The 19,219-nt window shown below is 63.6% G+C and carries 17 protein-coding genes, 1 pseudogene and 1 other annotated feature; of the genes and pseudogenes, 5 read left to right on the top strand and 13 right to left on the bottom strand.

Going from position 1 to position 19,219, the window contains the following annotated elements; genetic code table 11:
- Positions 1–117: 117 nt before the first annotated feature.
- From QE363_RS18045 to QE363_RS18065, 5 genes and pseudogenes are all read right to left on the bottom strand, one after another.
- A complete protein-coding gene (locus QE363_RS18045; RefSeq protein WP_309697505.1) occupies positions 118–570 on the bottom strand; it encodes a nuclear transport factor 2 family protein in 453 nt (150 codons plus the stop codon).
- Positions 567–2,915 (bottom strand): glycoside hydrolase family 3 C-terminal domain-containing protein, encoded by a 2,349-nt coding sequence (locus QE363_RS18050; RefSeq protein WP_309697507.1) that lies wholly within the window; start codon positions 2,913–2,915, stop codon positions 567–569. The genes QE363_RS18045 and QE363_RS18050 overlap by 4 nt, the downstream gene beginning before the upstream one ends.
- The gene (locus QE363_RS18055; protein WP_309697509.1) at positions 2,912–3,478 is read right to left on the bottom strand and encodes an NAD(P)H-dependent oxidoreductase; all 567 of its coding nucleotides are present in this window, start codon (positions 3,476–3,478) and stop codon (positions 2,912–2,914) included. Before QE363_RS18055 ends, QE363_RS18050 begins: the two co-directional genes overlap by 4 nt.
- Before the next feature lie 4 nt (positions 3,479–3,482).
- A complete protein-coding gene (locus QE363_RS18060; protein WP_309698256.1) occupies positions 3,483–3,893 on the bottom strand; it encodes an LLM class flavin-dependent oxidoreductase in 411 nt (136 codons plus the stop codon).
- A gap of 52 nt (positions 3,894–3,945) precedes the next feature.
- Positions 3,946–4,587 (bottom strand): annotated as a pseudogene (locus tag QE363_RS18065) (LLM class flavin-dependent oxidoreductase); the annotation flags it as partial.
- A 129-nt stretch (positions 4,588–4,716) separates the two neighbouring features.
- On the opposite strand from QE363_RS18065, the gene QE363_RS18070 reads away from it, so the two are divergent.
- From QE363_RS18070 to QE363_RS18080, 3 genes are all read left to right on the top strand, one after another.
- Complete coding sequence (locus tag QE363_RS18070) at positions 4,717–5,385, top strand: TetR/AcrR family transcriptional regulator (RefSeq protein ID WP_309697511.1); 669 nt, start codon at positions 4,717–4,719, stop codon at positions 5,383–5,385.
- A 91-nt stretch (positions 5,386–5,476) separates the two neighbouring features.
- Complete coding sequence (locus QE363_RS18075) at positions 5,477–6,106, top strand: gluconate 2-dehydrogenase subunit 3 family protein (protein ID WP_309697513.1); 630 nt, start codon at positions 5,477–5,479, stop codon at positions 6,104–6,106.
- A complete protein-coding gene (locus QE363_RS18080) occupies positions 6,106–7,803 on the top strand; it encodes a GMC family oxidoreductase (RefSeq protein WP_309697515.1) in 1,698 nt (565 codons plus the stop codon). Before QE363_RS18075 ends, QE363_RS18080 begins: the two co-directional genes overlap by 1 nt.
- A 70-nt stretch (positions 7,804–7,873) precedes the next feature.
- Here the strand turns inward: QE363_RS18080 and QE363_RS18085 are convergent, their stop codons facing one another.
- The 3 genes from QE363_RS18085 to QE363_RS18095 are packed head-to-tail and all read right to left on the bottom strand — an operon-like array spanning position 7,874 to position 10,522.
- The gene (locus QE363_RS18085) at positions 7,874–8,248 is read right to left on the bottom strand and encodes a DUF6379 domain-containing protein (RefSeq protein WP_309697517.1); all 375 of its coding nucleotides are present in this window, start codon (positions 8,246–8,248) and stop codon (positions 7,874–7,876) included.
- 12 nt (positions 8,249–8,260) lie between these two features.
- Complete coding sequence (locus tag QE363_RS18090; protein WP_309697519.1) at positions 8,261–9,265, bottom strand: TIM barrel protein; 1,005 nt, start codon at positions 9,263–9,265, stop codon at positions 8,261–8,263.
- Between the two features lie 30 nt (positions 9,266–9,295).
- On the bottom strand, positions 9,296–10,522 hold the full coding sequence (locus QE363_RS18095) for an MFS transporter (protein WP_309697521.1): 1,227 nt from the start codon (positions 10,520–10,522) through the stop codon (positions 9,296–9,298).
- A gap of 113 nt (positions 10,523–10,635) precedes the next feature.
- On the opposite strand from QE363_RS18095, the gene QE363_RS18100 reads away from it, so the two are divergent.
- On the top strand, positions 10,636–12,048 hold the full coding sequence (locus tag QE363_RS18100; protein ID WP_309697523.1) for an MFS transporter: 1,413 nt from the start codon (positions 10,636–10,638) through the stop codon (positions 12,046–12,048).
- A 22-nt stretch (positions 12,049–12,070) separates the two neighbouring features.
- Here QE363_RS18100 and QE363_RS18105 read toward each other — a convergent pair whose 3' ends face one another.
- From QE363_RS18105 to QE363_RS18125, 5 genes are all read right to left on the bottom strand, one after another.
- On the bottom strand, positions 12,071–12,994 hold the full coding sequence (locus QE363_RS18105; protein ID WP_309697524.1) for a sugar phosphate isomerase/epimerase: 924 nt from the start codon (positions 12,992–12,994) through the stop codon (positions 12,071–12,073).
- Positions 12,994–13,899, bottom strand: coding sequence for a sugar phosphate isomerase/epimerase (locus QE363_RS18110; protein ID WP_309697526.1), 906 nt, complete (start codon positions 13,897–13,899; stop codon positions 12,994–12,996). The genes QE363_RS18105 and QE363_RS18110 overlap by 1 nt, the downstream gene beginning before the upstream one ends.
- Positions 13,900–14,028: 129 nt before the next feature.
- Complete coding sequence (locus QE363_RS18115) at positions 14,029–15,330, bottom strand: glycoside-pentoside-hexuronide (GPH):cation symporter (protein WP_309697528.1); 1,302 nt, start codon at positions 15,328–15,330, stop codon at positions 14,029–14,031.
- 40 nt (positions 15,331–15,370) lie between these two features.
- Complete coding sequence (locus QE363_RS18120; RefSeq protein WP_309697530.1) at positions 15,371–16,144, bottom strand: sugar phosphate isomerase/epimerase family protein; 774 nt, start codon at positions 16,142–16,144, stop codon at positions 15,371–15,373.
- 477 nt (positions 16,145–16,621) lie between these two features.
- Positions 16,622–17,853, bottom strand: a protein-coding gene (locus QE363_RS18125) for an IS3 family transposase (protein ID WP_309690612.1) whose coding sequence is annotated in 2 segments (ribosomal slippage) — positions 16,622–17,562 and positions 17,562–17,853 — 1,233 coding nt in all. Because the reading frame shifts where the segments join, the coding sequence is not laid out codon by codon here.
- Positions 17,453–17,569: a sequence feature (AL1L pseudoknot), on the bottom strand. It overlaps the preceding gene by 117 nt.
- 289 nt (positions 17,854–18,142) lie before the next feature.
- Between QE363_RS18125 and QE363_RS18130 the strand changes: the two genes are divergently transcribed.
- A complete protein-coding gene (locus QE363_RS18130; protein ID WP_309697532.1) occupies positions 18,143–19,078 on the top strand; it encodes a YiiG family protein in 936 nt (311 codons plus the stop codon).
- The last annotated feature ends 141 nt before the right edge of the window (positions 19,079–19,219 follow it).

The following is a 19,219-nucleotide window of genomic DNA, read 5'->3' on the forward strand; positions in this document are numbered from 1 at the left end:
CCCTCTCCTTTGATCGGAGGCGTACCCGCCCCTCGTTTAGAACTAGAATGATTGTTCTGTTTATTTACCGAGTCAAGCGCTGATATACAGCCCCGCCCGATTATTTTGCGTGGTCGTTCAGAACATCGGATGGGGATTGCGCGAGGTCGTCGGCATGGGCTGGATGACGTCCCAATGCTCGACGATCTTGCCGTCCTTCAGGCGATAGATGTCCGCGACCGCGCCGCCGGCGGAGGCCGGATCGGTGCGGCCATGGAGGTGAATGACCGCCATGTCACCGTCGACGATGATCCGCTTCACATCGAACCGGGCGCCCGGCGTCGCGAATTTGGGGGCGAGCGCGGCGACCGCCGCCACACGTCCATCGGCCAGGCCCGGATTATGCTGGATATAGTCGGGCACCACGTAGCGCGCGAACGCCCCCGCCACATCGCGGCGGGTATAGAAGTGATCGGCGAAGTCGGTGATGATCGCGCGGTTGCGCTCGGTCAGCGTCGCGCCCGATCCAGCGATCGCAGCGGGAGCCAGGAACGGCGCGGTCAGGACAAATACATGAAACAAGGCCTTCATAACGTCACCTCGACGGTGAAGGGCAGATCGTCGCTTGCCCGACCGACGGCCAACACCGCACGATCGACCGCAACGCGCCAACCATGATCCCCCCAAATGCGGAACAGACGGGGCTCCGGAGTCACCCGAACGGTCGCGATTTCTCCTGCCGCCAGCGTGACCTTGGCGAATCCGACCAGCGCGAATTCGGGGGCGTGACGATAAAGCTGCACGACATCGCTTCCGGCGCGGTCGCCGACATTGCGCAATCGGACCAAGACATCACCCCCGTCGGCGTCGACACCCAACCATTCGAACCGCGTATAACCCTGCCCTGCCCCAAAGGCGTAGAGCGGCGTCGTTCCCCGCGCTTTCAGACCCCGATAGCCGATCAGCACACCATCGTCATAAGCTACGTCCCCCTGCCCGTCCGGCTGGAGGGACAGGGCGGGATAGTCCGCCTCCCGCCGCGCCAATGTGACTGGCAGACGGCCACCCGGTTCCACATCGCCCGCCAGGACCGCCGCGAGCGCGGGGCCGAACCCCTCGCCGGGATACCACGCGGATATCAGCGCGGATGCCTGGTCGCTCCACGTCGCATCGAAAGCATGGCCGATATTGGCGATGATCGCGGTGTTTGGGTTCGCGGCGCAGATCGCGTCGATCAGCGTGCGCTGCTCCGGCGCGATCGCCGTATCGGGTCGATCCTTGCTCTCGACGCTGGAGTCAGACGTTTCGCCGATCATCAGGATCACCGCATCGGCGCCGGTCGCGGCTTCGACCGCACGCGCCAGCATCGCCTCCGCACTGTCCGGGCCGCGAATGCCGTACCAGAGGCCATGCACACGGGCGCCGTCATAGTGGAATTCGACCTCCACCAGCACGCGTTGCCCGGCGGTAAGCATCATCTCGGCACTGTCGGCATCGCCCCGCTTGAGCGATCCCATGACGTCGGACGCCGCCATCCGTTCGGGCTGGTCGATCAGCGCCTCGCCATCGACTTTCAATCTGACCGCGCCGGTCGCCCCGACATAGAAGCGGTAGGCGCCATCCACAGAGGCCATGAACCAGCCGCTGGCGCGGATCGCCGCCGAACGGTCGAACACCCCCTGATCATGGACGCCGACGAACCAGACAAGCGAGTTGGTATCTCGCACTTCCTGCCCGATGGGCTGACCGGACAGATCGCCATCGGCGAAATACTCGACCGTCATGCCGGGGCCCTGGCCCCGCACCGGCGCGACCGGCATGGCGGGCAGCCGTGGTTGCGGGTCGACGCCGGGTTCGTAGACGATGTCCGCGGTCCCTGCATATCGGGCGATGATCGCCTCCAGGGGGCGTGCCGCATCGGGCGAGAGCGCGATCTTGGCAAAGGTCCCACCCTGATAGCAGGGCGCGGCAGCATTCGGGCCGATCACCGCGATCCGGCGGTGCCTGCCCGGCGTCATCGGCAACAAATCCCCCTCATTGCGCAGCAGCACCATACCGGCCGCCGCCGCCTCGACCAGCAAGGCATCGGCATCCTCTTCGGGCGCCGATTTCGGACCGGACCAGCGGCGGGCCGCTCGGGCCACCCGCTCGGCAGCATCGGCCACCCGCTCGGCCGCGACCTCTCCCGCCTCGACCGCCGCGACGGCCTTGGCACCGACGAAGCGTGCTGGCCCCGGCATCTCGAGGTCGAGCCCGCCGTTCAGGCTGCCCGCCGTCGAATGCGTTCCGAACCAGTCGCTGATGAACGGGCCCTCGAAACCCCATTCGCGCTTCACGATGGTCGAGATATGGCCGTGCTCGGCGCACCAGTCGCCATTGACCCGGTTATAGGCGGTCAGCATCGCCCCCGCCCCGGCTGCCGCGCAAAACTCGAAGGGCAGCAGATAGATTTCGCGCAGAGTCCGCTCGTCCACCACCGCGTTCATGCGGTCGCGGTCGGTCTCGCTATCGTTGCAGACCAGATGCTTGACGCAGGCGCCGACGCCGGTCGACTGAAGCCCCCGCGTCCATGCCGCTCCGGCTAGGCCCGTCAGCAGCGGGTCTTCGGAAAAATACTCGAATGCCCGCCCGGCCAATGGGCTGCGCGCCATGTTGACGTTGGGCGCCAGGACGAGGTCGACACCCATGCGGATCGCCTCTCCACCGACCAAAGCCGCGACCCGCGCGATCAGCGCGACATCGAAGCTGGCGCCGAGCGACGTTGCGCAAGGCGACAGGCGCGCGACGTCGCGCTCGTCGACCTTGCCACTCGCGATGCCCATCGGCCCATCGCTCATGTGTAGCGACGGAATACCCGCCTCCGGGATCGCGACCGATCGCCACATGGCCGCTCCGGCGGTCAGGCTGGCCTGCTGCGCGAGCGTCAGCGCGCTCATGCGACCAGCTCCAGCCGGAAGGCCATGATCTGCCGCGCCTGGGTCGCGATCTGCCCCGCCACGCCGTCATCGACGATCGCGCCGTCCGCGCCGAACGGCTTCTGCGCGATCGAGTTGATCGCGATCCCCGCCGGGGTCGGCCAGCCGCGCATGGCATGGACGATCCCGCGCAGCGCCGCCAGCGTGACGCCACCCGCCTGCCATCCCGCCGCCGAGACGATCAGCCCCACCGGCATGCCATCGAAATAGACCCGCTCGTCCCCGCGCAGATCCTCGAGCAGGTCGATGGCGTTCTTCACCACGCCCGATACGCCGCCATGATAGCCGGGCGTCCCGATAACCAGACCATCCGCTTCGCGCAGCGCGGCGACGAAGGCCGCCTGTTCGGCGGTACGCTCGGGACGCTCCGGGTTGAAGTGCGGCAGTGCCGCCAGCGCCGGACCGTCGAACATGGTGGTCTTCGCCCCCATGCTCTCGCACTCCGCCAGAACCGAGCGAACCAGCATCTCGCTCGACGAACGGGGTCGGAAGGTGCCGCCGATCCCCACGATATGCCGTGCCATCGGCTCAGGCCTTCTTGAACGCGGGCATGACCTTTTCGGACAGCAGCCGCAGCGTCTGGTCGCCAAGCCGCAGCCGCTCGTCGGTCAGCGGACCGGTCGTCGTGCCGCACAGGATGTTGCCGATGCCCAGTTCCTCATAGGGCTTGAGATGTTCGATCACCGTCTCGGGTGAGCCGTACAGGCACCAGGTGCCGATCCAGTCCTCGGTCAGCGCGTTGGGCGTGCGATCGGTCTTCTTGTTGGCCTCGTTCGACTCGGCGCGGGCATTGAATTCGGCCTCGCGTTCGATCGCGTCCTGATAGGCGCGCAGGATGGTCATCATCTCGTCGCGCGCCTGTTCGTCGCTGTCGGCCAGATGAACCAGCTGATAGGTATGGGTCGTCCAGTCCAGTGCGCGGGCGATCTTTCTCCGCACTGTGCCCGGCCTCGTCCAGCAAGGCACGATAGATGCCGAAATATTTGGCGACGTGCTTCATCGGCTCGGTCCCGCCGATCTGCGGCGGGGTGAAGGCCGGGATGAAGGCGGGCCAGGCGTTCTCCGCGGCGCGGCGGGCACTCGACTCCTTCATCGCCACCGGCATCAACCGGGCATGGCCCTCGCTATAGGGCGCCGGTGCGATCCGTTGCAGCACCCGGCCCTGGTGCGGGCCGTTGTCGATCTCGACCGCCGGATCGTCCATCGTCTTGGCCCAAAGCTGTTCGGCCAGGGCGAGGTTCTTTTCCGAAATGGCGCCCGCATCGCGGTAATCGACGCCGAAGCCGATCATCTCCTCGGGCGTGGTGCCCGAGCCGACACCGACCAGCAGCTTGCCGTCGGTCAGCTGGTCGAGAATGTTGATCCGCTCGACGAAGCGCACCGGGTGATGCAGCGGCACCGACGTCACCGAAAAGCCGAAATGCATGTGCGGGAATTTCGCCGCCAGATAGGATGCGAACATATAGCTGTCGCTGGCGATCGGCATATAGCCGTTGAAATGGTGATCCGGCATGAAAAGCGCGTCGAAACCGAGCGCGGCGGCCCGCTCGGCATGGCGGGTCAGACCATGGATCAGCGCGCGATCCTCGTCAGGCGCCATGGACCGTGCGTTGAGGAATACCGAGAAACGCATCAAACCTCTCCCTTTTTATCATGCCTGCCGTGGTCCGGCGCGTTGCCGCATTGATGCGGTTCGTTTAAAATAAAATTAGAACTGCAATTCTGATATGACGGTCTCCCACGGGCTGTCAATGGGGTGTTGATGGATATCGAGACGATCTTGGCGAAGGCGCGCGCGCCACAGCAGGGCCGCAGCAAGGCGAGCTTCGAACGGATGCTGGCCACCGCCGAGGAATTGATGACCCAGCGCGGTTCGGACGAATTCACGCTGAACGAGGTCGCCAAGCACGGCAAAGTGTCGATTGGTTCAATCTATTGCCGCTTCGACAGCAAGGACGATCTGGTCCATGTCGTGCAGCTGCGGGTGCTGGAACGGGTGGACGCCGACATGCTGGCCGTGATCGCCGATCTGGCTGCGCGCGGCGGCGGCCTGATCGACATGGTGCACGATCTGGTCGAATCGGTGGCCGAAGTGCTGCGGCGCTATGCCGACCTGATGCGCCCGCTGATGCTCCGCGCGAGCGCCGATCCGGTGATCGCCGCCATCGGCAAACGCAGCTATGGCCGCACCAGCGAGGCGGTGATCGCCGCATTGCTCAGCAATCGCGACTCGATCCGCCATCCCGATCCCGAGCATGCCGCCGATGCGGGTTTCCGTATCCTCTATGCCTCGATCGCGCGCTATCTGGGCTTCGGCTCGTCGATCGACGCGGCGGGCGAAGGCGACTGGACCGAATTGAAGGCCGATCTGGCCGACATGCTCGCCGCCTATCTTTCGACCAGCCCCAAGGCGCGCCCCACCCGCGCTTAGCGCTTGCACCGTCTTCCGAATCGTCTTACTAGAATGGTAGTTCTAATTATAGCCGCTGGCAAAAGCGGCGTAGGCGAGGATGGGGCACGGCATGGCCGATACGGGCTTGGCTCGGCGCGAGCTATTGGGAGGGGCGGCGCTGTTCGCGATGGCGGTGGGCGTTCCCGTCGCCGCCGTCCGCTGGACCGACACGGCAGAGGTCGTCACCGACCGGCAACGTGCGCTTCTGCGCGACGTCGCCCAGCGTGTCCTGCCCCGAACCACCACCCCCGGCGCGGGCGAGATCGGCGCGCATGACTTCGTCATTCTCGCGCTTGCCCATGGGCTGGACGGCACCCGCGCTCCGGCCGCCGGAGCGGCTCTGCCCGCGACGATCACCCGCCATCAACGCCGCGATGGGACGCTCGACTATCTCGACTGGCTGGAATGGCAGCTCGACGCCGCGACGCACGGCGATTATTTGGCCGCCCCCCCGGCCGGGCGGGAGGCAGCGGTCGCGGCGATCGACAAGGCCGCCTTTGCCGATGCTGGACCCGACGCGGTCGAATCGCCCTGGCGCAAGCTGAAGGGCCTGATCCTCACCGCCTATTACACCTCCGAGGTCGGCGGCTCACGCGAGTTGCAATATGAGCTCGTCCCTGGTCGGTGGGACGCCGACATCCCCTATATCCCCGGAAGCCGCGCCTGGTCGAGCGACTGGACCGCAGTGGAGTTCAGCTGATGGCGCAACAACCCGTTTTCGACGCCATCGTGGTGGGCTCGGGCATTACCGGCGGGCTGGCGGCCAAGGAACTGACCGAAGCCGGGCTGAAGGTCCTGATGATCGAGCGTGGGCCGATGATCGAACATGGCAGCGGCTACACGCGCGAGACGCTGGCACCCTGGGATCTGGAATTTCGCGGGGTCGGCGACGCCGAACTCTATGGCAAGGACTACGCCGTCCAGCGCAAGAACCGGCACTTTACCGAGTTCACGCAGGACCATTTCGTCAACGACCGCGAGAACCCCTACACCACCGAAGGCGAAACCGAATTCAACTGGTGGCGCAGCTACCAGCTGGGCGGGCGGTCGCTGACCTGGGGACGGCAATGCTATCGCTGGTCGGACTATGATTTCGACGCCAATCGCCGCGACGGGCATGGCACCGACTGGCCGATCCGCTACGCCGATCTCGCACCCTGGTACGACAAGGTCGAGGAGTTTATCGGCGTCGCGGGCATGGCGGAGGGCCTGCCCCAGCTTCCCGATGGGCGCTTCCAGCCGCCCATGGCGCTGAATGCCGTCGAGCAACACACCCGCGAGGTGATCGGTCGGCAATGGCCCGGCCGCCGCCTGACGATCGGACGCAACGCCAACCTCACCGAGGCCAAGCCCGACCAGGGGCGCGCGGCGTGTCAGTATCGCTCGATATGCGCGCGCGGCTGTTCCTATGGAGCCTATTTCTCAACGCAGAGTTCGACGCTGCCCGCCGCGCAAAAGACCGGCAATCTGACGCTCGTCACCGACGCGGTGGTCGAGGCGATCGAGCAGGACCCGGCGACCGGCCGCGCCACCGGCGTGCGCTTCATCAACACCAAGGACGGCACGAGACAGCGCGCTCACGCCCGGATCGTGTTCCTGAACGCCGGGTCGTTCAACAGCGTCGGCGTGCTGCTTCGCTCGGCGAACGAAGCCAATCCCCACGGCCTTGCCAATTCCAGCGGCGTGCTGGGCACCCATATCATGGACCATGCCCAGACGGTCGCCGGGATCGCGGTCATGCCGGGGTTCGAGCAACACAGCTATTTCGGCAATCGCCCGACCGGCGTGGTCATCCCGCGCTTCCGCAACCTCGATACGATCGACGGCAAGGGGCATACGCGCGGCTTCTCCTATCAGGGCGGCGCATTCCGCGCAGCCTGGACGGGTGGCAAGCGCGCGCCCGGCGTGGGCAAAGACTATAAGGACAGCCTGCGTGAGCCCGGCATGTGGCGCATGGTGCTGGTCGCCTTTGCCGACTCCATGCCGCGTCCCAGCAACCGCATCACACTCGACCCGACCGTCAAGGATGCCGCGGGCCTCCCGGCCCTGCGCATCAATTTCTCACACGGGGCGCAGGAACATGCCGCACTTGCCGATGCCAAGGCGGAAGCCGCCGCGATGCTGACCGCCGCCGGGGGTCATGTCATCATGGGTATGGACACGCCCAATCCAGGGGGGTCGGCCATTCACGAGATGGGCGGCGCGCGCATGGGGCATGATCCCCGGACAAGCGTGCTCAACAAGTGGAGCCAGGCGCATGACGTGCCCAACCTGTTCGTCACCGATGGCGCGCAGATGTCGTCCTCGGCCTGCCAGAACCCGTCGCTGACCTATATGGCGCTGACCGCGCGGGCCTGCGCGAACGCCGTGTCGATGCTGAAGGAAGGCGCGATCTAAACGACACATCAGAAAAGGGGCGGCCTTCCGATCGGACGGCCGCCCCTTTTTTATTCACCGAAGCCGCCGATCAGCGCAGCATCAGCGTCTTGCTATCCTTGGTCGTCGGCACGAACGGCAGATAGGAGATGCGCATCGTCTCGGCCAGTTCGATCCGGTGCTCGCCCGGCGCCAGCCCCCCTGCCCGCTTCACGCCCACCAGCGCCTTCTCGCCGAAATTCCAGCGGTCGCTATATTCGGTTTCCATCTCGTCCAGCGTCCAAGTGCGCCCACGCAGCGACACGGTGATGTCCTCGCGCCGGACTGCTTCGCCATCGACGCTGACCGCCACATTCTCGATCATCGACAGGCCCAGGCCCCGATAATAGGGCAACCGCGCCTCAATGGTGAAACCAGTGTCAGTCGCCTTCAGGCTGTCTTCCACGATCATCTTGTTGTCGAACATCGGTCAAGTCCTTCAGGCGGCGATTGTGGTGTTGGCAGGCACGTCGATGAGTTGCTTCAGCATGTCCTGATGGCGGCGGACCTGTTCGACCGAGTCGACCTCATACGCATCCTCGATCCAGCGATTGCCCTCATATTCCGAGCAGATATAGCCGTCGTAATTCCCCTGCTTCAGAACCTGGACGATCTCGTCATAGGGGATGCTGGGTTCGACCAGTTTCTCATCCATCTGGTAGAATTTGCCGTGCACATTGTGGATGCGGTGCATGTAATCGAGCATCCGCTTCGGCTCGAACGCGGCATTGTGGCGCAGCGTCTCCGCCATTGCTATCGCCGGGCCGACCCCACCCATCTCGCGCACGTTCAGGATGACATATTCGCTGAGAACCCGGTCCTCATAAGCCTTGGTGATATAGTCGGCGATGTTCTGGGGCACGCCGTTGCGGATGAAGCGCTCCTTCCACACGGGCGGAAACTGGAACAGGAACATGCCCATGTCGGGCAGGAAGCCCAGCGCGTCGCTGCCCGACTTTTCGAAGGCCTCGGCATGGCGGACGATCCAGGGATGATCGAAGTGCAGCGGTGCATGCACCTCGATCAGGATCTTGATCCCCTTTTCCTCGGCATAAGGCGCGGCGGCGACCAGCACCTCCGGTGCAATCGCCACCAGCGCGCGGACATATTTCACGCCCAACCTTGCAGCGAATTCGATATCCTTGCGCACGCTCGCAACCTGCTCGGCAAACGGCATTTCGCGGCCCTTGTAGCGTTTATAGTCGAGCATGAAGTCATGGCAGACCGGCACGGCGTCATATTTGTTGATCAGGTGATGCCACTCGGCGATCTTCTCGTCCGCGACGCCAGCTTCGGGCCAGCCCCAGAAGGTCTGTTCGCCGATGACCTCGATCCCGTCGGCACCGAAGCCGACAGTGGTGCGGATGCAGTCCTCCAGCGACATTTTGCCGAGGAACGTCTCGTTCTGATAGCTATAGAGGCTGACGCCCCGCTTGATCGTCATGTCATATCGTCCTGAATGGTGGGATGGGGATCAGACAGCGGCGGCAATGGCGGGCGTACCGCCGCCACGACGGGCTGCCGCGATAAGGAAGGCCGTGACCGCGCCGACGACCCCGGCGGCACCCATGATCAGGAATGCCGCCTGCATCGTCCCAGCCTGGGTTCGGAACATCGAGACCAGGAACGGGCTGGAGAACTGGCCGAAGAAGAAGCAGGCCGTCCACACGCCCATGCCGCGACCGCGATGCTCGAAGGGCAGCTTGGTCTGCGCCCACGCGATCAGGGTCGGTACCGCCATGCCCGCACCGGTCTGCTGCACCACCAGGCCCGCGATCATCCAGCGCCAGTCCGGCGCCAGACCGATGGTCGCCAGCCCACCGCCGATCAGCGACAGAAAGATGCCGAGCTGCACCACCGGACGCGCCCGACCCGTCGCCCAGAAGATCGCAGAGCCCAGCATGACGAACAGGCTGGGAATGAAGGTCAGCTTGCTGAGGTCCTGCGACGACTGGATACCGACTTCGCGGAACGCCATGCCGCCATTGATGATGAAGACGTAGTAGAGGGCAGAGGCGAACAGGGTCACGCCGCCGATCATGGCGACGGACGCCATCGGGAACGGGGTACGCGCAGGCGCCTGACCGATGCCCAGCATCTTGCGCGCCGTCGCATCGCTCTGCGGCTCGTAGAGAAACTTCACCGCTGCGATGAAGATCGGGAAGGCGACCAGATAGATCAGGAAGATGCCGTTCCAGCGCAGGCCGGTCAGGAAGCCCGAAGCCAGGATAACCCCGCTGGCCAAGAACGGCCCGGCCAGCCCCTGCATGGTCAGCCAGTTGCGCCGCCCCTTCTCGTCCCAATAATCGCCGATCAGCGTATTGAGCGTGGTCAGGATCACCGCCTCCGACACGCCCAGCAACAGCCGCGAGGCGTAGATGCCGTTCAGGCTGTCGAGGAAAAAGGGTGCCGCGCCGAACAGCGCGTAGAGCAGGGTCGCGGCCAGCATCAATTTGCGCCGTCCGAAGCGATCGACGAGAATCCCGGCGAACAGCGCGACCACAGCAATCGTCAGGCCTGGCGCCGATACCATGGCGGGCACCTTCCACGACGCGGACGGGTCGGCCGAGAAATGGTCGATGATGGACGGCACCGCCGGAAACAGCGACGCGATGGCCAGGATCGGCAAAAAGCCGGCGGTGATGACGGTGATACCCTGACCTATGCCGGGTCGGCGTGCCTCGGGGTCTTCCGGCGTCATGACCATCGGCTTCTCTCCCAATCGATTCGCCGCTCTTACGGCTTAATTAGAACTTGCATTCTGATACGTGGTATCGCCATGACGTGCCACTCTGTCAAGCAAGGATCATCACGGTGGCGACACGCGCGGTTTCGGATCGGTTGAGCGAGCGACAAAGGACGCTGGCGTTCGCGACGGTGCTGCTCGCCTTCGTCATGGACGTGGCGGATTCGACGATCGTCAACACCGCACTGCCCGCAATCCAGCAGGGATTGGGGGCGTCGGACCGCGCGATGCAATGGGTCGTGTCGGGCTATTTCCTGACCTTCGCCGTGCTGCTGGTCGTGGGCGGTCGGTTGGGTGATCTGTTCGGCTATGCGCGGATGTTCGCAATCGGGGTGGCAGGGTTTTCCATCGCGTCGCTGGGGTGCGGACTGGCGCAGGATGCGACGACGCTTGCCGTCGCGCGGCTGTCGCAAGGAGCGGCCGCCGCGATCATGGCACCGCAGGGCGTGGCGCTGATCCAGCTTTTATATTCACCCAGCGAACGGATCGGCCGACTGGCCGCCTTTGGCGTGGTCGGCGGGCTGGCAGCGATCGGCGGCCCGGTGCTTGGCGGCTTGTTGATTGAGCTCAACCCGTTCGATCTGGGCTGGCGCAGTGTCTTCCTGATCAATCTGCCCTTCGGCGCACTGGCGCTGATCGCGGGGCTGACGCTCTTGCCGCCTGGACGCTCGGGCCATGCGTTGCGTGTCGACGGGCCAGGATCGCTGTTGCTGTTCCTCGCGCTCGGCACGCTGCTGCTCCCCCTGATCGAGGGGCGGAGCGCCGGGTGGCCGTGGTGGACGGCGGCATTGGTCCTGACGAGTGCGGGCCTATGGTGGTGGTTCTGGCGTTATGAAGGCGCACGCCGGTCCCGACTGGGGTCTGCGCTGATCGAACCGTCGCTGTTCCATGACCGCAGTTTTCGGGTCGGACTGGCGGCAACAGGAGCCTTTGCGATCGCCTCGGGCGGTTTCCTGCTGACCTTCAGCCTGACGCTGCAACAGGGGCTAGGTTACAGCCCGATCGACGTCGCGCTGCTCCACATACCCTTTGGAATGGGGGTCATGGCGGGCATCAGTCAGATCGGGCGCAAGGCCCTGCCCGTCCATGGACGTCGTGTGCCGATAACGGGTGCGATCCTGATGGCGCTCGCCTGTTCGGCGACCGGGGTCGCCGTGCACATCGCACTTCCAAGCGTGGTCATCGGCGCACTGCTGCTATTCGCGGGTGTCGGCATGGGGACACTCAGCGGTCCACTGGGGCCAATCACGCTGTCACGCGTCGATCGCAATCACGCGGGTGTCGCGGGGGCCATGCACAAGACGATGCAACAGATCGGCGGCGCCATGGGCACGGCCCTGATCGCCACCATCTATTTCTCATTGACGGGCGATTATCGGCCGCCCGTGACCGCCTTCTTGATCGCGACATTGGTGGTGGCGGCGGATCTGCTGGCCATCGCGTTGCTGCTGACCCGCCTGCCGGAGCGGCTGTTCGATTGAGGGGGGCACTTGCGCCCTCCCCTCAGTCGTAGATGGGCCGCAATTCCTTATCGAGGTGGTATCGTGTCAGGGCCATCGACGCGAGGAGATCCGGCGACCCGTCATATTCGACCGACATCCAGCCCTTGAACTGATATTTCTTCAACAGGTGATACAGGCCCTTCAGGTCCAACTCACCCAGGCCGGGTTCCCAGAACCAGCGTGTGCCGTCATCGGTAATCTCCGGGTCCTGAGCATAGCGCACTTCATCGGGCTGGCGGACCGAGGCCGTATCCTTCAGGTGGAAGGTGCTGATCCGGTCGTGATAATCTTCATAGAAGGTCAGCAGATCCTCGCCCATGATCGCGACCTGCGCCGTGTCGATGCAATAGTGAACCAGCTCAGGATCGGTGCTTTCGATGAACTCGCGGTGGTTCGGCAGATTGATCGCGCAGAAGAACTCGTTGTGCAGACCGATCTTGACGCCGTGGTCGGTCGCATAGCGCCCGATCTCGTTGATCGTCCGGGCACATTGCTGAACCTGTTCACGCGACAGCGGACCCGACCCGTAATAGTTGTTGGTCGGACAGGTGTTCATATAGGTACCGCCGAACTTCACGATCGTGTCGACGGCCTCTCGTCCCGAGCGCACCGCTTCCTCGAAATGATCGGCGGCATGCGAGGCATGGGCGCCGTGGAACATCCCGATCACATCGACGCCGCGATCCTTCGCGAACGCGGTGAATGCCTCGGGCGAGCCGAACAGGGGCAGAATGTCAGCCAGGTCCCAGGGCGCGATCTCGATACCGTCAAAGCCGAGCGCCGACTGGTATTTCAGGATCGTGTCCCAGTCGGAATAATAGGCGGAGTTCGTATTGTTCTCGTAATAGAAATCGCGGAAGTTCTCGATCTGCCGATAGGGGATCGCCTTCCAATGGCTCATATTGGCGTAGCGGATATTGGGCATCACAGGGCACTCCGTCCGGCCTGATTCGGCAGTTGATTGAGGAAGGCACGAGTGCGCAGAAGAGCGCGGAACGGATCGCGTGTCTGGCGGGCGCTGCAGACGACCGGTCCGTCATAGCCCAGATCATCCAGTAGCTGGACGATACGCGACAGATCGACCGATCCGGTTCCGGGATCGCGGAACACCTGTGTGGCCCGCCCGGCCGGGAATTCCGGGTTCGGGCTCTTCCATGTCTCGTCCATATCGACGAAGTCGGTATCGGTGAGGTGCACGCAGCCGATCCGGCCGATATGCGCGTTGATGAACTCGGCGGGCGAGACACCCGCGATCGTCAACGTCGCGGTATCGACGTCGAGCTTCACGCTTTCCGGCAGGGCGTCGAGCATTTGGATGATGCCCTCGCCCCGGAAAAGGCTCCAATATTCGTTGCGCAATACCAGCGCCACGCCCGCCTCTTGCGCCTTGGTGGCAAGACCCTGGAGCAGTTCGGTCACGCCCGAGACGATGTCGCCCATCTTCGCGTCCAGATCGGGGTGATAATGCGCCATCCGCCCGTAAAAGGCGGACGGGCTGATCGCGAAATAATCGGCACCGAGGTCGGCGGCATGGGAAAGCGCCTCGCCCGCGAAATGGCCGCTGGCACCGAAGAAGAAGCCCAGATTGTCATTGCGCATGAACAGATTGGGATCGAATGTAACGCCGACGACCCGGTCGATGCCGCTTTGGCGCAACACGCCCCGGTAATTGGCGGCGCTTTGATACTTTGTGTTGATGCAATAGCGGTTCATCGGAACGCCGCTCCGGCCGCCAAATTGCCAGACCGGCTCATAGGGGATTTCGATCGCACGGAACCCGCTCGCGCTGATCAGCGGATACAGCTCCTCCCAGAAAATACTTGCCTTCATACCGGTTTCGGTTCGGTTCCTGATAATGGCGATTGATCAAATCCAGGCTTATGCCGATCGCATCTTTGTTCATGACGGTTTCCATCGTGTCTACGGATGTGTCGCCGCGCGACATCCGAATTTGCGTGATCAGGGCTTGGCCGGTCCCGTCCGGGGCCAGCAGAGAACGACGAGCGTCTGGACGGCGAGCACCGCCACCGCGCCGCCGCTATAGGTCCAGCGGATGGCCTCCCGCGCGGCGTCGCTGACATGGCCGGGGGCATAGTCGAATGCGCCCAGCACATAGGCGAAACCGGCCGTGCCCAGTGCCATGCCGAGCTTCGTCGAAAGGCTGATGCCCGCGGATAACAGCCCCTCGCGACGGGCGCCGAACTTCGCCTCGTGGTAATTTACGGTTTCCGCGATCATCGCATAGGTCGAGGTGATCGTGATCGAGGTCGCCAGGCAGCCCGCGACGTAGAAGCCCAGAAATACCGGCACATTGTCCTGAACGAAGGGCAACGCTCCGAACAGCACCGCCGCGATGGCGAGCGCGCCGGCCGTGCCGTTCCGCAGGCCCGTACGCGTCAGGATCGCGGGCGCGAAAAAGGCGGACAGGAGCAGCATACCTGCGACGGCGGGCAGCATGACCGAGATCATCCATGGCCGCTTCATGACGTCGATGGCGAAGTAGGCGGTGGCGGCCATCATCATGCCGAAGCGTGCGAAATAGAGCAGGCAATGGAAGAAGACGACCAGCCAGGCACGGTTTCGCAACATCTCGCCGACCGCGGAAAGAATGGCGAAGCCCGGCGGGGCATCATCCTCGTACCGCTCCTTGCAGTTGCGGAAGAGCGCCAGCGTGCAGATCAGCCCGACGATCGCGAACAGCACGGCGACGAGCGTGAACCCTCGCTGCTGGTTTCCTCCGCCCAGCAAACCGACCAATGGCATGACCGCCGCCGTTCCCAGCACGACGCCGGTTGCGGTGCCGATCGAACGCAAGCCCGACAGACGCAACCGATCCTTGCCGTCCAGCGTCATCATCGGCATCAACGCGGTATAGGGGATCGCCTGAAGCGACATGACGATACCCAGCGCCTTGAAGGTGACGAAGGCGTAGACGAGTTGCGCGCCCTGGCTCCAGGCAGGCATCGAGAACACGGCAACGGTCAACAGCGCATAGGGAATGGCCGTGCACAGGAAATAGACGCGGGTACGCCCCCAACGGGTGCGGGTCTTATCGACCCCGATGCCGACCAGCACATCGACCACGGCGTCCAATATCCGCGCGACCAGAAATACCGTGCCGACCGACGCTGCGGGCAAGCCCACGACATTGGTGTAGTAGAACAGCAGGAAACCGCTGGCCATATTATAGGCCAGACTGGTTCCCATGTCGCCAAAGCCGTAACTCAGGCGCTCGACAAAGCCCAATTCGCTTTTTTGCATGACGATGACCCGTTCAGGACTGGGAAGCAGCGGATGCGGGTCAGTCGGCCAGCGCTTCTTGCGAAGCGGCCAGCGATTGCACCATGGGCAGCGTCGGAAAATATTCGAGACCAATGGCTCCGGTATAGCCCAGATCACGCAAGGTCTGCGTGACCTCCTTCCAGTCGACAGCGCCGGTCCCCGGCTCGTTGCGGTCGGGCATATCGGCGACCTGCACATGGGCGACCAGATCAATACGCCCGGTGAGTACCGTGCGCATGTCCTCACCCATCACGGCACTGTGCCAGACATCGTACAGGAGACGCAGGTTCGGGCTGCCCACCGCCTCGACCAGGTCGAGGCCGAGCGTGGTGCTGACCAGATACATGGTCGCGAAAAGCCGGGTGTTGAGCGGCTCGAGCAGGAGCATGACGCCCGCCTCCTCCGCCGCATCGGCCGCGGCGCGCAAGGCGGCCACGGCATTGTCGAAATGCTCTTGCTCGCTCATGCCCTCCACCCGGAAACCTGAGGCGACGATCAGGGCGGGCTTGCCGAGCTTGGCGGTGGCGGCGATGGTTTCGCGAACGGCGGTGACCATCTCCTCACGCTCAGCGGGATCGACGATCGAGCGGCGCGGATCGACGCACAGGCTGGTCAGCCGCATTCCCGTGTCCGAGAGCGCCACCGCGAGCGCGTCGATGGGCTTGTCACGCCAAAGGTGGAATTCAGCCAGCTCTAAACCGGCCGCCCTGGCCGCGCGAAGACGCGCATCCAGCGCTCCAGCTTCGGCGAACTGCCATTCAATGCATGACGATAGCGAATAGACCGCAGACATAGGACCCTCTCCCATTCTACGGCCCCGTGGTGCGTTTGCACTCGTATGCCTGGCGAGTGAATCCCCGCTATTTTGTTTCTCGATTGGTCCCTCATTTGCCCGGCCAATGCAAGCCGAATGCGGCTCATTCAAAGGAAATCCAGCGAATAAGCCTCAGGCTGCCAAGCCTCAGGCTGCCCCATAATGGCTCCCTGCGCAGGCCCTCCTGGCTGATCGCAACGACACTCTACCCAACTTTCTGGTCAAATCGCCGCTTAGGTGCTCAGTGCTGTCATTTGCTGGTGACGTCCCCCCTGTTTTTTATCCAAGCTGGGTGAGAGTTTTCCGGCCCTTTGAAGCCTGCGGGCAAGGAGCTGGGACATGAAGAAGTCGAGGTACACGGAAGAGCAGATTGCGTTTGCGCTGAAGCAGGCGGAGACGGGCACGCCGGTGGCGGAGTGAACCGCGCCGGGTTTGCCGGAGGCCGTTGGATGTGAGTCACGCTGACATATCGACGATGTTCGCGGCAGCATAGTATTGCTCTTCGGCCTCGGCGGGCGGAATGTTGCCGATAGGCTCGAGCAGCCGGCGATGATTGAACCAGTCCACCCATTCCAGCGTGGCGTACTCGACCGCCTCGAAGCTTCGCCACGGCCCGCGGCGGTAGATCACCTCGGCCTTGTAGAGGCCGTTGATGGTTTCCGCCAAAGCGTTGTCATAGCTGTCGCCGACGCTGCCGACTGACGGCTCGATGCCCGCTTCGGCCAGGCGCTCGGTGTACTTGATGGACACGTACTGGCTGCCGCGGTCGGAATGGTGGACGAGGCCGCCACCCCGCATCGGCCGTCGGTCATGTAGCGCCTGCTCGAGCGCATCCAAGACGAAGCCGGCATGTGCGCTCCGACTGGCGCGCCAGCCAACGATCCGGCGGGCGTAGGTGTCGATGACGAACGCCACGTAGACGAACCCCGCCCAGGTCGCGACGTAGGTGAAGTCCGATACCCACAGCATGTTCGGTGCTGGCGCGCGGAACTGCCGGTTCACCCGGTCGAGCGGGCATAGGGCCGTCCTGTCGCCGACAGTGGTGCGCACCGGCTTGCCGCGCATCACGCCGGCCAGACCCATCGCCCGCATCAGGCGGGCAACAGTGCAGCGAGCGACGTCGAACCCTTCGCGTCGCAGTTGCCGCCAGACCTTGCGCACGCCGTAGACGCGGAAGTTCTCCTCGAACACGCGGCGCACCTCCGGTCCGAGCGCATCGTCACGCCGAACCCGAGCCGACCGTCTGGTCGGCTCAATCCTCCTGGCTGCATGAGCATGATAGGTGGACGGGGCGATCGGCAGGACCCGGCAGATCGGCTCGACCCCGTACGCCTTGCGATGCGCGTCGATGAACGACACCATCACTTCACTCGGCGGTCGAGCTCCGCCATCGCAAAATACGCCGACGCCTTACGCAGGATCTCGTTGGCCTGGCGCAGCTCGCGGTTCTCGCGTTCCAGCGCCTTCATCCGGGCGGCAACATCGCTCGGCACCCCGGCGCGGGCGCCACTGTCGATCTCGGCCTTCTTCACCCACTCGTGCAGCGTCTGGCCTGCACATCCGATCTTCGCCGCGATCGATACCACCGCTGCCCAGCGCGACGGGTGATCCTTCTCATGGTCCAGCACCATCCGCACCGCACGCGCGCGCACCTCAGGCGAAAACTTGTTCGTCGTCTTGCTCGTCATAGCCCCTTCCTCTCAGGAGTTGGGGCCTCCGACAAACCCGGCGCGGTTCACTGACCATCGCTATGCTACGAGATAGCGATCGCAATCGAAGAACAGCAGATCCGCTTGGATGGAGCACAAAACTCTACCCATCAGTGCGGTTATAAAAATTCCCAAATTTGAAAGGCGTACCCAAGGGGGGCATAGGGAGCGCCGCGGTCCGAAAGTCTTTCCAACCAAAGACTTGGAGCCGCCTGTTGGCATCAACCAAACTGAGGTCGTTTTTGTGTTCAGGATACTGCTTCGCTCCATGGCTCTTCCCGCTTGCGTGCTCGCGCTTTCTGCGTGCGGAAGCAAGGAAGAGGGAAATTCAAGCGCGGTGACAGCGGCTGCCGACCAGAACGAGATGCAGAAATACAATGCCTATGTCGAAGCGGCCAATACAGCGCGCACGCCCTTTGCCGACATAGTGGCCACCTATCAGCGCTCCATAAAACCGGTTTTCGACAGCGGCAAGGACCTGACAAAACTTTTCTTTCCGTCCGATCCGGGCATAGACCGGATCAAGGCGCAGTTGGACAAGGCTTTAGCCATGAAGCCCGCCATGCCGGAACTCGACGGGGCGGCGCGGACCTATAGCCAAGCGCTTGCCAAGGTTGCGCCGCTCTATCGTGATATGGCGAACTATATTGAGGCCAAGACCTATGTGAGCGACAATGGCGCCCATGGCCGCGAGCTCCAGCCGGCGCTGCTTACCGCCTTGGACAATGTTACATCGGCCCAGGCTACCTACGCAAAAGCCATCGACGCCGCAGACCGCGCGCGCATCAAGGCCGCATTCGAGGCGACGAAGAAGGATACCCTGGACTATTATCGCAAGGGCACCGTCTATTATCTCAAGGAAAGCATGGATCATGCCTCCGGCGTGCTCGATGGCAGGGGATTGGGCGACCAGAAGGCGGTATTCAAAGCGTCCCTGGACCAGTTCAACACCATGGCCGTCCAGTTCGACAACAAGGTCCGCGAGAAGGACAAGACGGCATGCGCGAGCTTTATGCTGCACGCCAATGCCTATCTTGCAGCCGGGCGCGATATCATCCAGCGCACCGAGGACGGCACCTATGCCAAGGATCGCAGGAATGGTGCCTCGTTCCAGATGATGAAGCCGAAGGCGGTAGAGGACGCCGAAACGCTGCTCCAGACCTACAACAGCGTCATCAACGACCTCAATGTCAGCCAGTGCTGACATCTGAGAGGGTTTTGTGAATTAACTGGCATCCCATTCCTCGATTTCGTAGGAATGGGATGCTGAGGCGAACGGCACCAAAAACGGGCGGACTTTTTACAAATGACACACTACCGGACATTCAGGATGCCTTATCCGCTT

It is taken from the genome of Sphingomonas sp. SORGH_AS_0870, assembly GCF_031453175.1.
Taxonomy (GTDB): Bacteria; Pseudomonadota; Alphaproteobacteria; order Sphingomonadales; family Sphingomonadaceae; genus Sphingomonas.

What these genes read in the sequence shown, in the direction of transcription:
- QE363_RS18045 (WP_309697505.1), bottom strand. Translation starts at nt 570, where the DNA reads ATGAAGGCCTTGTTTCATGTATTTGTCCTGACCGCGCCGTTCCTGGCT.
- QE363_RS18050 (WP_309697507.1), bottom strand. Translation starts at nt 2,915, where the DNA reads ATGAGCGCGCTGACGCTCGCGCAGCAGGCCAGCCTGACCGCCGGAGCG.
- QE363_RS18055 (WP_309697509.1), bottom strand. Translation starts at nt 3,478, where the DNA reads ATGGCACGGCATATCGTGGGGATCGGCGGCACCTTCCGACCCCGTTCG.
- QE363_RS18070 (WP_309697511.1), top strand. Translation starts at nt 4,717, where the DNA reads ATGGATATCGAGACGATCTTGGCGAAGGCGCGCGCGCCACAGCAGGGC.
- QE363_RS18075 (WP_309697513.1), top strand. Translation starts at nt 5,477, where the DNA reads ATGGCCGATACGGGCTTGGCTCGGCGCGAGCTATTGGGAGGGGCGGCG.
- QE363_RS18080 (WP_309697515.1), top strand. Translation starts at nt 6,106, where the DNA reads ATGGCGCAACAACCCGTTTTCGACGCCATCGTGGTGGGCTCGGGCATT.
- QE363_RS18085 (WP_309697517.1), bottom strand. Translation starts at nt 8,248, where the DNA reads ATGTTCGACAACAAGATGATCGTGGAAGACAGCCTGAAGGCGACTGAC.
- QE363_RS18090 (WP_309697519.1), bottom strand. Translation starts at nt 9,265, where the DNA reads ATGACGATCAAGCGGGGCGTCAGCCTCTATAGCTATCAGAACGAGACG.
- QE363_RS18095 (WP_309697521.1), bottom strand. Translation starts at nt 10,522, where the DNA reads ATGACGCCGGAAGACCCCGAGGCACGCCGACCCGGCATAGGTCAGGGT.
- QE363_RS18105 (WP_309697524.1), bottom strand. Translation starts at nt 12,994, where the DNA reads ATGCCCAATATCCGCTACGCCAATATGAGCCATTGGAAGGCGATCCCC.
- QE363_RS18110 (WP_309697526.1), bottom strand. Translation starts at nt 13,899, where the DNA reads ATGAAGGCAAGTATTTTCTGGGAGGAGCTGTATCCGCTGATCAGCGCG.
- QE363_RS18115 (WP_309697528.1), bottom strand. Translation starts at nt 15,330, where the DNA reads ATGCAAAAAAGCGAATTGGGCTTTGTCGAGCGCCTGAGTTACGGCTTT.
- QE363_RS18120 (WP_309697530.1), bottom strand. Translation starts at nt 16,144, where the DNA reads ATGTCTGCGGTCTATTCGCTATCGTCATGCATTGAATGGCAGTTCGCC.
- QE363_RS18130 (WP_309697532.1), top strand. Translation starts at nt 18,143, where the DNA reads ATGGCTCTTCCCGCTTGCGTGCTCGCGCTTTCTGCGTGCGGAAGCAAG.